The sequence below is a fragment of the Listeria rocourtiae subsp. hofi genome, assembly GCF_963575615.1.
In the GTDB taxonomy this organism is placed as follows: domain Bacteria; phylum Bacillota; class Bacilli; order Lactobacillales; family Listeriaceae; genus Listeria_A; species Listeria_A hofi.
Map to the genome: position 1 here is coordinate 37281 of NZ_CAUYTL010000024.1, position 14338 is coordinate 51618.

The 14338-nt window shown below is 40.2% G+C and carries 18 protein-coding genes; 17 read left to right on the forward strand and 1 reads right to left on the reverse strand.

Annotated features, from left to right (window positions below; all coding sequences use genetic code 11):
- Positions 1 to 192 precede the first annotated feature (192 nt).
- From R8925_RS10775 to R8925_RS10845, 15 genes are all read left to right on the forward strand, one after another.
- Positions 193 to 375: a CxxH/CxxC protein gene (locus R8925_RS10775; RefSeq protein ID WP_430535871.1), complete on the forward strand. Its 183-nt coding sequence runs from the start codon at positions 193 to 195 to the stop codon at positions 373 to 375.
- 68 nt (positions 376 to 443) lie between these two features.
- Positions 444 to 923: a 23S rRNA (pseudouridine(1915)-N(3))-methyltransferase RlmH gene (gene rlmH / locus R8925_RS10780; RefSeq protein WP_430535872.1), complete on the forward strand. Its 480-nt coding sequence runs from the start codon at positions 444 to 446 to the stop codon at positions 921 to 923.
- A 183-nt stretch (positions 924 to 1106) separates the two neighbouring features.
- Positions 1107 to 1412: a TIGR04197 family type VII secretion effector gene (locus R8925_RS10785; protein ID WP_430535873.1), complete on the forward strand. Its 306-nt coding sequence runs from the start codon at positions 1107 to 1109 to the stop codon at positions 1410 to 1412.
- A 10-nt stretch (positions 1413 to 1422) separates the two neighbouring features.
- Complete coding sequence (locus R8925_RS10790; RefSeq protein ID WP_430535874.1) at positions 1423 to 1785, forward strand: DUF3958 family protein; 363 nt, start codon at positions 1423 to 1425, stop codon at positions 1783 to 1785.
- On the forward strand, positions 1782 to 3359 hold the full coding sequence (locus tag R8925_RS10795) for a polymorphic toxin type 15 domain-containing protein (protein WP_430535875.1): 1578 nt from the start codon (positions 1782 to 1784) through the stop codon (positions 3357 to 3359). The genes R8925_RS10790 and R8925_RS10795 overlap by 4 nt, the downstream gene beginning before the upstream one ends.
- A gap of 10 nt (positions 3360 to 3369) precedes the next feature.
- Positions 3370 to 3909 (forward strand): T6SS immunity protein Tdi1 domain-containing protein, encoded by a 540-nt coding sequence (locus R8925_RS10800; RefSeq protein ID WP_430535876.1) that lies wholly within the window; start codon positions 3370 to 3372, stop codon positions 3907 to 3909.
- A gap of 28 nt (positions 3910 to 3937) precedes the next feature.
- A complete protein-coding gene (locus R8925_RS10805) occupies positions 3938 to 4390 on the forward strand; it encodes an SMI1/KNR4 family protein (RefSeq protein ID WP_430535877.1) in 453 nt (150 codons plus the stop codon).
- Positions 4391 to 4580: 190 nt separating this feature from the next.
- Positions 4581 to 4784 carry a hypothetical protein gene (locus R8925_RS10810; protein ID WP_430535878.1) on the forward strand — a complete coding sequence of 68 codons (204 nt, stop codon included), beginning with the start codon at positions 4581 to 4583 and terminating at the stop codon, positions 4782 to 4784.
- Between the two features lie 195 nt (positions 4785 to 4979).
- Positions 4980 to 5636, forward strand: coding sequence for a DUF998 domain-containing protein (locus R8925_RS10815; protein ID WP_430535879.1), 657 nt, complete (start codon positions 4980 to 4982; stop codon positions 5634 to 5636).
- Positions 5633 to 6709 (forward strand): threonine aldolase family protein, encoded by a 1077-nt coding sequence (locus tag R8925_RS10820; protein WP_430535880.1) that lies wholly within the window; start codon positions 5633 to 5635, stop codon positions 6707 to 6709. Before R8925_RS10815 ends, R8925_RS10820 begins: the two co-directional genes overlap by 4 nt.
- Positions 6710 to 6807: 98 nt before the next feature.
- Positions 6808 to 7314, forward strand: a complete 507-nt coding sequence (locus R8925_RS10825; protein WP_430535881.1) for a hypothetical protein — start codon at positions 6808 to 6810, stop codon at positions 7312 to 7314.
- A gap of 128 nt (positions 7315 to 7442) precedes the next feature.
- Positions 7443 to 7775: a PadR family transcriptional regulator gene (locus R8925_RS10830; protein ID WP_036073405.1), complete on the forward strand. Its 333-nt coding sequence runs from the start codon at positions 7443 to 7445 to the stop codon at positions 7773 to 7775.
- 18 nt (positions 7776 to 7793) lie between these two features.
- Positions 7794 to 8786, forward strand: a complete 993-nt coding sequence (locus R8925_RS10835) for a pentapeptide repeat-containing protein (RefSeq protein ID WP_430535882.1) — start codon at positions 7794 to 7796, stop codon at positions 8784 to 8786.
- Positions 8787 to 8800: 14 nt separating this feature from the next.
- Positions 8801 to 9736 (forward strand): ABC transporter ATP-binding protein, encoded by a 936-nt coding sequence (locus R8925_RS10840; protein ID WP_430535887.1) that lies wholly within the window; start codon positions 8801 to 8803, stop codon positions 9734 to 9736.
- Complete coding sequence (locus tag R8925_RS10845; RefSeq protein WP_430535883.1) at positions 9736 to 10491, forward strand: ABC transporter permease; 756 nt, start codon at positions 9736 to 9738, stop codon at positions 10489 to 10491. The genes R8925_RS10840 and R8925_RS10845 overlap by 1 nt, the downstream gene beginning before the upstream one ends.
- Positions 10492 to 10541: 50 nt before the next feature.
- Here R8925_RS10845 and R8925_RS10850 read toward each other — a convergent pair whose 3' ends face one another.
- Entirely contained in the window at positions 10542 to 12071 is a 1530-nt protein-coding gene (locus R8925_RS10850) for an AMP-binding protein (RefSeq protein WP_430535884.1), read from the reverse strand.
- Between the two features lie 166 nt (positions 12072 to 12237).
- Here R8925_RS10850 and R8925_RS10855 point away from each other — a divergent pair, with 166 nt between their 5' ends.
- The gene (locus tag R8925_RS10855; protein WP_430535885.1) at positions 12238 to 13884 is read left to right on the forward strand and encodes a DUF2075 domain-containing protein; all 1647 of its coding nucleotides are present in this window, start codon (positions 12238 to 12240) and stop codon (positions 13882 to 13884) included.
- 20 nt (positions 13885 to 13904) lie between these two features.
- The gene (locus R8925_RS10860; RefSeq protein WP_430535886.1) at positions 13905 to 14234 is read left to right on the forward strand and encodes a nucleotide pyrophosphohydrolase; all 330 of its coding nucleotides are present in this window, start codon (positions 13905 to 13907) and stop codon (positions 14232 to 14234) included.
- Positions 14235 to 14338 lie beyond the last annotated feature (104 nt).

Below are 14338 nucleotides of genomic sequence, written 5' to 3' on the forward strand. Positions count from 1 at the left end.
ACGAGAGAAAAGAATCAAAAAAATAAATATTAAGCTAAAATTCTATAAAATAGCTTAGAAAAATTATAATTAGAGGTGAATACTTGTTGACGACTGCCCGTGTTGCACCTATCATAATAAGTAAGTTAGAGGATAATACATACGCTTGGTGTGGTTATCCACAATCTGTGTTATAAGAAAGAAGGATTAGTAATGAAAAAACCAATTTATAGTTGCGAAGAGCATATCAACGAAGCGCTAGATGACTGGGTTTATGGAGCAGAGACGTTTCCAGAATTGGATTTGGTGGATAACTCTAAAAATCTGTGGATAAACTGTGGATACTGTGAAAATAGAGCGATATATATAGTGGGGAACGGATGTTCAGGCACATGATGTAGAAAGACGTTGTGGATATGTGGATAATTTCTGTGGATAAAATGTTAGTAAAGGGTGAATAAGTTGTGAATATACAAATTTTGACGGTTGGTAAATTAAAAGAAAAGTATTTAATCCAAGGTATTGCGGAATATACAAAACGCTTGGGTCCATATGCTAAAGTAACGATGATAGAAGTAGCGGATGAGAAAGCACCGGAAATATTGAGTGATGCAGAAATGGTGCAGGTAAAAAATAAAGAGGGAGAAAGAATTTTAGCAAAGATAGACAACGATGTCCATGTGATTGCCCTTGCGATTGAAGGCAAGCAAAAGAGCAGCGAAGAATTTGCAGACGGCTTGGATCGTTTAGCAACCTATGGGAAAAGTAAGGTTGCATTTGTTATTGGTGGGTCATTGGGGCTGGGGGAAGCAGTTTTGAAACGGAGTGATGAGAAATTGTCGTTTGGGAAATTGACACTTCCACACCAATTAATGCGATTAGTTTTAGTGGAACAGGTGTATCGAGCGTTCCGGATTAATCGCGGGGAACCGTATCATAAATGATGCTATTTTTTTGACGGGAATGGCTTTGTGGAAGTGGGGATTTAGATTCATTTTTTCGGGGTTAAGTGAGGCTGTATCGAGAGTGACTGGTACGCCTCGTTTTTTGTGTTTCGGATTAAGAGAGGCTGTACACTTGGGTAAATATTGCATATAATAGAAGAATACAGATATGGGAGGGGTTACATGAGCGAGATAAAAAGTAATCTTGGACGGGCGAATCAGGTGGCGACTTCGATGGGACATGCAACAGATGCGATGCGGCAATCAGGTTCGAAGCAGGTACAATTGGCGAATCGGACGAGTGTGAAGGTGAGCCATGACGCGAAACAGAGCTCGGATAAAGCTAAGCAGTTGATGATGCAATTGGGTAAGAGTTTTGGACGGGACGTGGCGCATATTCGTTCGGTCGCGCAGGAGTTTGAACGAGTGGATCGCGAAGTTGGGAATGGACTTGATTTTTCGGGGACGGCTCCACGTATTGGGAAATGAGGGATGGCAGATGCATGATAAAGATAGAGAAATAGATCGTTGGAATCAGCGGTTGCGGAATGTCGCAGATGACCAGTATGCGAAGGAACGGGAGATTCGCAGGCAGAAGCAGTTGTTGGATGAAGTGGATTTTGTACATAATCGGAACAATCGGTTGTTTCATGAGCTTGGTAGCACGTGGCATCGTGACAGAGAAATGGCAGTATTTTTGGATACGCAACGACATGAATACCAGCGGCAACATTTTCATGTGGTGGATGGCATGGAGGAAGAACAAATGAGAATGGAACGTGAAAAACGTACGCTGATTGACAAGGAATCGGATTATTATGCGGCTCGTCGAAAAGTAGAATTAGGCGGTGAGCAGGCATGAGTTTGAATGTTTTTCTAGGTGAAATCGAAGCGCAATCGGAGAGCATGGTGGCGTCGTATCATGATATGATAGAGGCAATGGAAGGCTTGATGCGTGCGGTGAATGAATTCGCTTTTGACAGAGAATTGCAGGGGAAAACGTATGACAGCGCGAAACAGTATTTTGCGGCAACGTATCGACCATTGGCGCAGGGCATGATTTGTTTGTGTGAGGAATTGATACGGAAAAATCAAGTGTTTCCACAAAAGTTCCAAGCGGATGTGGCGACGACGGATGTGATTGAGGATGAAATTCGGAATCAGATTCGACAATTGGATGGGCAGATTCAAGATATCGAAAAGTTGAGCAATAATGTGGTTGGCATGGCGCTAATCACGCCAATCTTTGTGGATTTGAAGCGGAAATTGCAGGAGAAGTTAGAGGCTTTGTATCGATTTGATGCGGAGACGGCGACTTCGTTTGATCGTGCGATGGATTTGACGGCGAATATTGTTCGAGGGCTGGCGGAAACTGAGACTGATAAAGCTTTCCAACCCAAAACTGGAACTTTTAATATGATGGGCTTGAATATGGCGTGGCGTTCGGCGTTGCAGAAACAATGGACGGCGCGAGAAGAAGCGATAGCGAAATTAGCAAAAGATAATGAGACTGCAAGACTTATCAAAGCGGCAGAAAATGGTCCACTACCCGTGATACCAGAAGGCAATGTGGCGGGGTTTGTCACGAAAGACGGGAAGCTAGATGGGCAAGCGACTTATGACAATGCGAAATGGCAACAAGCGCATGTGTTGGCAGGGATGAAAAATGCGATTTTCTTAATCGATATGGTCGCCCCTATTTTCGATATCTACCGTTGGAAAACTGGACTTGAACCAATAACCCAAGAGAAGTTGAGTCCCTTTGAGCAAAATGAGGCAGCAGCATTCACAGCATTGAATTTCATTCCGTTTGGGAAGTTAGGAAAAGCGGAGAAAGCTATCAAAGCGTCGACGAGAACGGATGAATTTAAGTTCTTGTTTGAAGGCGTTGGCGAGATAAAACAAGCGGAGAATGCGAGTAAAGCCACGAAAATAGCCAAGTTCATGAAATTAGATAAAATTGAAGTGACATTCAGCCGTAACCCAAATCATGACCCCGCAGAATTTGCGAGACAACTAGCAGACCAAGAAAAAGGAATGAACGAGTTGACGGTTAGTGAGTATTTAGCGAATCGGGAGATGTATTTGGCGAAAGGTAGAGCTTTGGAAGGTAATGTGGCCCAGAAGGCTGCCCGAGAAGAAAACTTTACTCAAAAAGTTAATGAATTAAGAAAAAGTGGCATATCGCTTACAGAGGCTAGGAAACAAGCTAAGTCATGGATGGATACACAAGCCGCATTGCATAATCCAGACCAAATTGCCGGTGGAAATCCTTTGAATATAGGAGGGCTTGGAGATAGACGTATTAATTCATCAATTGGAGGCCAGTGGAGGTATCGAATAGATATTGTTGATGAGCAAATAAACCAGATGATAAGTCAAGTACCAAAAGAACAGTGGAAGGACATTTATTTAAATGTTAGCTTAAAACATTAGGAGGTAGGGCATGAGCGTGTTAGAAGATTTTAAATTGGTTGAAAGAGTTTCTGATGATATTTTGGAAGAGTATCGTGCTAAGCTACCAGAAGAAATGATTAACTTTTGGACGAAGTATGGATTTGGTATTTTTATGGGAGGCTATTTTAAATCAGTAAATCCAGCAGAATATAAAGATATCTTAGAGAGCACAAGCGAACGGTATACAGATGGTATCGTCCTGTTCACAACTGGCATGGGTGACTTAATAATATGGTCGGATGGCTATGTACGATTGCTTAATTATCGATATGGTATAGTGAAAACTATTTTCTTCTCATTTGAATTCTTTTTTGAAGATACTGCGGACGAGGAATTTCGGATAGCAGATCTTATGTGGAATCCGTATCAAGAAGCTGTAAAAAAACTAGGAACTCCCAGCTATGATGAGTGCTTTGGCTATGTTCCAATTTTAGCCCTAGGTGGTTCAGAAAAAGTTGAAAACTTGCAAATGGTGAAGCTAAAAGAGCATATCCTATTAATTTCAGCATTAGCTGGGGCAATTGAATAAATGAAATATGCAGGGAGAAACTAATAAAATGTTGATTCAAAAAGATACACTAGTTTCTCCATTACCAAAAGAAGGATTTTGGAGAGTAAGTTTACCGATTGATTTTGTTGAATTTTTAAAAGAGAATAACGGTGGCATTCCAGTAGATGGAGCGTTTGTTTGCAATAATCATGCATACATTATTGACAGATTTTTATGTTTACTAGATATGCCTAGGGACAATGAATTTGGAATATATGATATAGATGTGACACTGACACAGTTGGAAGATAGGTTGACCGGTAATGAGGAGCTAATTGGTGCGGATATTCTTCCCATTGCTGTTTTGTTTGCTGGAGATTTTCTGTGTTTGGATTTCAGAGAGAATAGAGAGAAGCCTGTAGTGTGTGTGTGGAACCACGAAGAATCTGGGGAATTAGATCCAGAGACCTATTTTGTAACAAATACATTCGAAGAGTTTCTCAATATAAATAGAAGATAATAAAGTGAAACAAATAGTATTATAAATAAATATTATATTCAAGAGTCAATGTCTCACACAGGCATTGGCTCTATTTTTATGCAGAAAGGAGAAAACTATGTGGATTTTTACGAAAGAACGCTCTCAAGAAACATTGTGGTCGGAGGGAGTAGGCACTATTCCAGAAGAATAGATACAAGAACGGATGCAGTTGTTACATCGTCAAGCATTGGACAAAAAATATAGCCAACATATTCCTGAGAAAAAGCTACCAGACCTGCTCTTTGTCCGAACGTGTCGGTATGAAGCGTGGAAAATGGTCGTCATTTCAGATGGAGACACGGAAAGCTCGCTCTATTCTTTGCTATTTCAACATCAAAAATTGCATCGCTTCACAGATTTGGAAGAAAACTAAATGTATCACCAAATCCAAAGGAACATAGAAAAGAGGCAATACCTATACTACATGATGCTATCTGTTTAAACAGCTTTTGTTGTATAATGAGTAGGTTACTAGTTAGCCAAAATAGCACGGATAAAATAATACTACGGCCAAATCACATATGGTAAACTTAGCAAAGCTTCGATATTTACCGCAGGAGGCTCAAAAATGGATTTTTTTAAAAGATATGGATTTTATTTTCTGTTATTAGGCGTGTTAAGTGATTTTTTGACATCTTACATTCTTGGCATCTTCTATCCGGATTTGAACCAAATGACGATGGTGATGAGTGTGTTTGGGGATGTAGAGAGCCCTGTTCGTGGTGCGTTTTTAGTGTGGTCTGTGGTGTCTGGTGTGTTTTTTGTTTTAGCGGTACCGGCGATATACCAAACTTTTGCTAAAACTTCGCGTACGTTGGCGATTTTGCTAACTTCCGCGATTGGTTTATACGGAATTGGGGATTGTATTTTCACAGGATTATTCAGTATTGATACGGAGCAGGCGACTTGGACGTTTTCAACTTGGGTTCATAATATTGGATCGGGGCTTGGTTATATGGGCTTTTTACTGTTTCCGCTATTCTTGATTTTACTTTACCGGAAACAAGAACGGGGTACGCATATAAAGACATATATGGTGCTTTTCATCATTAGTCTTATATCTGCCGGTATTTACGGCCTAGCGCGAGTTCCGGCGGTTAATGATTTGCCGATTTTAGACAAAATTGGTTTTTGCCAGCGGATTAGTTTCTTTTTTAACTACTTGCCAATAGTGGTTTTTGCTATAGATCAAATAAAACATAGAAATAAGGGGAGATTAAGATGACGAAAAGCAATATATTGAAGGATTCGTTCCAAAAAACAGCGTATAAACTTTCGCAACATGGCCCGCGTAATGCTGGTGTTTTGCAAGCGGCTTTTGAATCGGTTGATGCTGATTTGGAAAGTGATATTTATGGAACTGGCCCGGTTATCGAGAAGTTTCAAGAAAAAATTGCCGCATTTTTAGGTAAGGAGACGGCTGTGTTTTTTCCGAGTGGAACGATGGCGCAGCAAGCTGCATTGCGGATCTGGGCGGACGAAAAAGGCAACAATAAGATTGCGTATCATCCGCTGTCACATCTCGAAATTCATGAACAGGATGCTTTGAAGGAATTACAATCGATGGAGCCGTTATTACTTGGAACGGCGGATCGATTGCCGACGCTGGATGATATTCGTAATCTTAGCGAGACTGTTTCTTGTATTTTGCTTGAATTGCCACAACGCGAAATTGGTGGACAGTTGCCGTCTTTTGCTGAGCTAGAGGAGATTTCGATTTATTGCCGCAGTAATGGGATTAGGCTACACCTTGATGGCGCGCGGTTGTGGGAAATCACGCCGTACTATCAGAAGTCGGAAAAAGAGATTTGTGCGCTTTTTGATAGTGTATATGTTTCTTTTTATAAAGGGCTTGGCGGTATCGCGGGGGCTATTCTGGCTGGAGATGCTGATTTTACGGAAGTGGCAAAGATTTGGAAACGGCGCTATGGCGGGGATTTGATTAGTCTGTATCCGTATATTGTGTCGGCAGATTTTTATTTTGACAAACGTATCGGTAAAATGGAGCAGTATCATGAAGCGGCGAAGGATTTAGCATGTCGATTTAATGCGTGTGATGGCGTAAAGACGGTTCCAGAAGTACCTGTTTCCAATATGTTTCATGTACATTTCGAGAAACCAGCAGAAGCAGTCGAACCGATTTTGGCAAAAATTCATGCGGAGACGAATATTGGGTGTACTAGCTACTTACATCCGAAACCTGGAAATGCGTGTGGATTTGAGCTGTCGGTAGGAGATGCAATCGCGGAAATTCCTGCTGAGCTGTTAGAACAGGTTTTTGAGAAGCTAGGAAAATGATTTTGTGGAGAGCCGGTGTCGATAAGCTGCATTTCATAAATGCTGAGAGAAGCAAGCGAGCAGAGACGTATTACAAAAAGAAGATGAGGATATAGTAAATGAAAAAAATTGCATTCCTGATTTTAGGCTTGTTAATCCTTTCTGGGTGTGGCCTTTATACAGATATCGAGGGACAAATAGAACAAACAACACCAAAAATCACATTGAAATCCTCGCCAAGTACGAAAAGAAAACCGTCGCGAACAGACTTTAAATGGAATGGTTTGGTGGCCTCTGCGGAACACCCCGCGCCGCAAGACTTTTTGAACTATCAAACAATTGTTCAAGTAAAGCACCCCGAAAAAATCCAAATCGCGGTGCAAAAGAAAGTGAAATTAGGAATCATGGAATCGGCGTATTTGAGCGATATGGTGCTGACAATGATTCCTGAATCTGGTGAAGATGTCACAGAAATTTCGTTGAAAGAGTTGGAATCGGGTGTGTGGCAATTTCAAGTACCGTCTAAACCAGGAAAATATATGTATATCCTGAAGGAGTTTTATGGCGTAGGACTTGAGATAGGGTACTATGTCACCTACTATTTTGGTTTAGAAGTTACAAATTAATAGCATATCATTTTTGAGCGTATATCTTGATTGATGTACGTTTTTTGATGTTTAAAGGTAATGTGTCGAGTCTATTACCTTGACTGTCATAGTAATATGGTGTATATTATACTCAAGGAGGCGATCACATGGCTGATAAGAAACTTTCCTCGGACCTACTAAGAGGGCATACTGATACGATTATTTTGAAGTTATTGATGAGCGGAGATAAATATGGATATGACATTTTGAAATTGATTCATCTTAATTCGGATGGGGAATATGAACTGAAGGAAGCTACGATGTATTCTAGTTTGAAGCGTTTGGAGAAGGATGAGTACATTTCTTCTTATTGGGGTGATGATGCTACCAAGGGCGGAAGGCGAAAATATTATACACTAACTGAAAAAGGCGAGGAACTATACGCAGAAAATAAACGGCAATGGGAATCAGCAAAACGAATTCTCGAGCAATTATTATGAGGAAAGAGGTTAGCAAAAATGAATGAGAAGTTAATAGGATATATCGATGGGCAGTTCAGCGCATATGAAGATACGACTGAGATTAGCGAGTTAAAAGAAGAACTCGTGCATGATTTGCAGGAGAAGTATGGCGAGTTGGAAGAGCAAGGATATGAAGAAGAAGAAGCTTACGAGTTGACGATTCATTCGCTTGGTGATATTTCAGAAGTTATTGAAAGCATTGGTGTGAAGCGGAAAATGTCATTGGAGGATAACCCAGCTTGGCAAGAAATTGAAGAAGCGAAGCAACGTGCTGCTAATAATGATGGAACAATTAGACGAAAAGTGCTGGAAGGCTTTAATTTCAGTAATTCGGATTTACGAAATAGTTATTTTGATGATGGCGAATTCCGAAGTATGAATTTTAAGCATTCTAATTTAGCGGGTGTTAATTTTGATCACCGGGTGTTTATCGATACGAAGTTTGATTATGTGAATTTAACGGGAGCATCTTTTGAAAGTGCGGAATTTCATAATGGCTCTCTAAAAGGAACATACGCTAAAAAAGGTGATGGACTACCGAGCTTTAAAGGTGCTTCTATGCAAGGTGTGAATGTTTCAACCGCAACATTAAAAGGCGCAGATTTTAGTTATGCTAACTTGGCGAATTCGAAGTTCAATGCCTCAGAGCTTACGAATGCATCATTTGAAGGTGCAGATTTGACGTTTGCTGAATTGAAACAGTCAGCGTTAAGCAAGACGAATTTTGCCAATGCAATATTTGATCAAACGGATTTTAGTTATTCGGATCTGTCAAAATCAAACTTTGATGGCGAAGTGTTTAGAGGTACGATTTTCAGAAGTACGGGGTTGGTGGATGCAACTTTCCGCGATGCGATTTTTGAAAATGTATCTTTTAAAGGTAGTTATGTGAAGCGTGCAGATTTTACGGGTGCGCAGATGGACTTGGCAACGTATGAAAGCTTGAAAAAGAATAGGAAAGCAGATCTTAGCGGAATTATTCTAGTATAAAGGAGTGTATCATGATGGTTGAAAACGTGATTTCTGTCTCTAATTTAGAGAAATCTTATAAAAATGTTGATGTGTTGAAGAAAATCAGTTTTTCTGTACAAAAAGGTTCCATTTTCGCATTGTTGGGTTCCAATGGTGCGGGGAAAACGACCACAATTCGGATTTTAGCGACACTTTTGAAGCCTGATGGTGGTGATGCGCAGATTTGTGGTGCGGATGTGGCAACGCAGGGAAATGACGTGCGTGCGGCGATCAGTCTAACTGGTCAATCTGCGGCGGTGGATGATATTTTGACCGGGCGTGAGAACTTGCGATTAATTGCGAAATTGCGACATCTTTCGGATGCAAATGGGATTGCGGATGAGTTGCTGGAACGATTTGGCTTGATGGATGCGACGGATCGGGCGCTGTCTACTTATTCGGGTGGGATGAGACGCCGGTTGGATTTGGCGATGAGCTTAATTGGGAATCCGGCGGTTATTTTTCTAGATGAGCCAACGACGGGACTTGATCCACAAAGTAGAATGGCGATGTGGAAAATTATTCGAGAGCTTGCAGATGGCGGAACAACGGTATTTTTGACGACGCAATATTTGGAAGAAGCCGAGCAATTAGCCGATCAGATTGCGATTTTGAATGAAGGAAAAATTGTTGCGGATGGCACGGTTGCGGAACTTAAGAAAATGTTGCCGAGTGGTCATTTGGAATTACGGTTTGCGGATGTCGCGGATATGGAGCGCGCTAGTGAAGTTTTGAAAGCTTATGAACCTAGTGATGAAGCGGATATACAGGCAGTTCTTGTGAAAATAGACGGTACGGTGAAGCAGATGGTGGCTATTTTGGGCGAGCTTGAAAATGCGAATATTCCGGTTTTGGAATTTTCTCAGAAATCGCCGACACTTGAGGATGTCTTCTTGACCATTATTAACTATAGAAAGGAAGGGTTATGATGGGAAACAATTGGAGTGATATGAAAGTGATGGTTGGCAGGAATATGCGCCATGCTTTTAGAAGTGTTGATACAATTATAACGACAATCGCAATGCCTTTAATGATTATGTTAATGTTCGTATATGTTTTTGGTGGCTCGATTGATACGGGTTCAGAAGATTACATTAATTATGTTGTGCCAGGAATCATGTTTCTATGTATTGCACTGGGGACAACATATACAGCGGTTAGGTTGAATAACGATGTGACAAAAGGGATTATTGATCGTTTTCACTCGATGCCAATTGCAAAATCATCTATTCTAACGGGCCATGTTGTGACTTCTGTTGTGTTCAATCTCATTTCGACGCTATTTATTGTGTTAGTAGCGTTTCTCATTGGATTCCGACCAGAAGCAGGATTCGTTGGCTGGCTCGGAGTTATCTTGATTTTGCTACTTTTCACATTAGCGATGACTTGGATTTCGGTGATTTCGGGGCTGCTCGCAAAATCAATAGAAGGCGCGGGAACGTTCAGCTACTTCGTGTTGATGTTGCTATTCGTAAGTTCGGCCTTCACACCGACTGCTTCGATGAATAATGTAGTACGAGCCTTCGCAGAAAACCAACCGATGACACCGATTATTGAAAGTGTACGCTCGCTCTTAGTTGGTGATGTGAACATGACCGATGTTTGGACGGCAATCGCTTGGTGCGCAGGAATTTTCATTATTGCATGGGTTGCAGCAATACAAATTTATAAACGCAGATCATAAGAAGGACTGTAGTCACGCTCTAAAAATAGGGCAATGACTACAGTTTTTATTTAGTTTTCGCTATGTTGAAGGGAACGTTCTAGCTCTAAACGCTGAATTTTCATCGTTGCTGTACGCGGCATTTCGTCGTATTTCATCAAAATTGGCTCGTTCAGATGTGGTAAATCAGAGACTTTTTTCCACCACAAATCCCAATTCATTTCTGAACTCTCGTTTACCGCTACAATTGGTTGTGGACTGCCATTTTTGCCGCGAATAATCACAACTTCATCCAGAAAAGTTAGCTCATCAAGCAAGGCGTCCTCAATCGCAAGCGTGCTATCGATTTTATCAACGAGGTCGACTTGACGATCCAGCAAGGAAAGGCCTCCGAGTCGACTTTTAACACCATAGTCACCACTGTCCCACCAAGCGCCATATACATTTTCCTCAAAACGCGGTGTTTCTTTATAATAAGTTAGCGCGCGCCCCTTAGAGAACATTTGAATATTTCCACTAACGCCGGCTGGTACGACTTTGCCATCTTGATCCACAATACGAGCTTTCGTTAAACGGGGCATACCAATCCCCATCGCGCGAGCATTCGTCCGCTTTAGGCTGGATTTTGTATGGAAACGCATAATCATCGGACCGCATTCACTCTGCCCATAAACCTGCAAAAACACCGGCAAGCGATGCGTCGAGCACCGCAAAAAAGTCGCCATCGTCTCCTTGTTAATCGCATCAAACGTGGAATGATAGTACTTCACACTTTCAAAAACGCTAGGTTCCTCGCGAGCAAGCGACGCCCACTGCACAAAATGATTCGGATGCGTTTCCAAAACCATCGGCGCATAATCCGTGAGCATTCTAGTAATGTTGGCACGACTTGGATTCGCGATAGGAAGCAAAGGAAAACCTTTAGCCATAAGCGACGAAATGCCGATATTGAAGCGCGAATGAACCGGAGAAATATGAAACGCGACCAAACCACGCTTGCGGATTAGACTCAAAATATTTTTTTGCCATTTCGTGCGCCATCCCATTGAGTTAGCGGAATGAGCGATCAGTTTTGGAACTCCTGTCGTACCAGAAGTATGCGTCATATAGGAAATCGTATCAGGAGTGAGATAATCCTGCTCGCAAAGTTGGTTGAAAGCCATTGCGAGAATATCCTCAACCGCAATAAGTTTCGTAGCAGATAAGTTTTTCAGGATTTGTGCTTTCGCCACCGTGTCCTCATCGAAAATCATCCAAGGATCATCAAGCCGTGCAACGAGGACGTCCATTGTCTCAGCTGGGAGATGCGCCGAAATCATGATTGGAACCGCACCGAGATAAGATACAGCAACAGCTAGAAGATACGTGTCGAATTTCGCCGATTTGTAAATGATGACTTTTTCGCCCTTTTTGACGCCGATTTTTTGAAGTTGTGTAGCTTTTTTGATAAGTGCCTTTTTTGAATCCACGTATGTAGTTCGCAATTGAAGTTCAGGAAAGGCAGTTAGCGGCTCGTCGAAATAGATAACTTGATTGGGAAAACGCTCCGCCGCCTCTGCGAAATTGGTATAGAGATTTAGTGGTGTGTATTTGTTAAACATGGATGAGTGGTCAACTCCTTTTTGGTGTGATGGGGTTATTATAGCATTATTGTGAGAGAATTTACAAAGTGTGAGAAGAAAATTTTCAGAAATAGATGGTAATTGGAGGATAATATTTCTTTGTTTGGTATAATAAGAATACATTTATAATAATAGGAGAATAGATATGACTTCAAAACTAATCCAAATAAAAAAATTCAAAAAAGAGCCGATTCAAGAAATAGATGCGGCATATTTCAATAATTATCCAATTGTTTATATTCTTTATAATGATTCAAAAAAGCCATCCGCATACATTGGACAAACAATTAACATGCAGCGAAGAATGAAACAACACCTAGCTGATAAAAAGCGCAAAATGCTAGAGACTGCTCTTTTTATTGGTAACGAGAAGTTCAACCAGTCTGCAACTTATAACATAGAAACAAATCTGATTAATTTTTTCATTGCAGAGAAAAAATATAAACTTCAAAATGTCAGCCAAACACTGGATAATAAAATGCATGATTATTATAATAAAGAGTATTATGATCAGACTTTTTTTAGCTCTATATGGGATGAGCTACGTGCACACGAAATCGTTCGGGAATCTTTAGACGATTTGAGGAATAAGGATATTTTTAAATTATCTCCATATAAGGAACTATCCTCGGAGCAAATGGATTTGAAACATCATATCATTGATTATTGCAAAAGGCATATCAATGATGATAAACCTAGTATTTTCTTTATTGAAGGTGATGCTGGTACCGGAAAAAGCGTGGCCTTAAGCTCGACCTTCAATACTATTCAAGACCTTTCACAAGACAAAGGGTCGAAGTTATATGGTACAGAAAACTATTTGTTAGTAAACCATGAAGAAATGCTGAAAACATATAAGGAAATCTCTGAAGCATTACCAAATCTAAAGAAAAAGAATTTCATGAAGCCAACTAGTTTTGTCAATCGAAAAGTAAGTTCACAGAATCCAGTTGCGGATATTGTTTTTGTTGATGAGGCGCATTTACTGCTTTCCCAAAAGGATAAATATAATAATTTCTATCAAGATAATCATTTAGAAGAAATCATTAAGCGAAGTAAGATTACAATTGTTGTCTACGATCGAAAGCAAGTGCTGAAATTTAAAAGTTATTGGGATGAAAGCTTGATTGAGCATGTTAAGCGCGGTATACACAGTGAAGTATTTATGTTAACCAATCAATTTAGGATTCGAGCAGAGGAAGATATTTTGAATTGGATGGACGCGTTTACGAATAAAAAAGTTCTAGCGCTACCAAAATCGCTCAGAAGTGTAGGAAAAGATTACTTTGATCTTAAAATTTTTTCAGATGCTGGTGAAATGTATAAGAAGATTCAACAAAAAAATAAAAAATATGGCTTATCTAGGTTGGTTTCGACATTTGATTATGTGCACAAAAAAGATAAACAAGATTACTTTATTGAGGAGCCTAATTTTAAGCTTCCATGGAATCGTAACTATAAAACAACATGGGCGGAGGCTAAGGGAACGATTAACGAGGTGGGTTCTATCTACACGATTCAAGGTTTTGATTTGAATTATGTAGGCTTAATCCTAGGTCCTTCTGTGTCCTATAATTTTGAAAAAGATGAGTTAGAGATTATCACAGCTAATTATAAGGATTCAGAAGCATTCAAGACTAGAAAAGATATTCCTGATGAGCGAAAAGAAGAAGTGAGAGAGCAAATTATTTTAAATTCAATTAACGTATTGATGAAGCGGGGGATTCATGGCTTGTATATATATGCTGCTGATCCAAAGCTACAACAAAAGTTACAGTCGCTATGTAATTAATTTTAAGGAGGCGCTTAGGAGTGGAAGATATACTAAAAAAAATAAACGCCTTTAGAGAAGAGCGTGATTGGCGACAATTTCATAACCCAAAAGACTTGTCTATTTCAATTTCATTAGAAGCTGCAGAATTACTAGAGAATTTTCAGTGGAAAACAAGTGAAGAAGCTTTGAGTGGGGACATGGAAAATGTAAAAGAGGAGATTGCTGATGTTCTTATATATTCGTTGATGTTAGCATCGGATTTGGATTTGGACGTTAGGGAAATCATTGAGGAGAAGTTGCGCAAAAACAGTGTAAAGTACCCTGTGTCAAGAAGTAAAGGAAGCAATAAAAAATACACAGATTTATAAAAAAAGTGGCCCATTCAATCGTGCGAATTAAAGTGGTACCCATGTCAAGGACACTTGTAAAAAGAAAGAATTAAGCACTCGCTAAAAGATGGTTTCTGTATTGT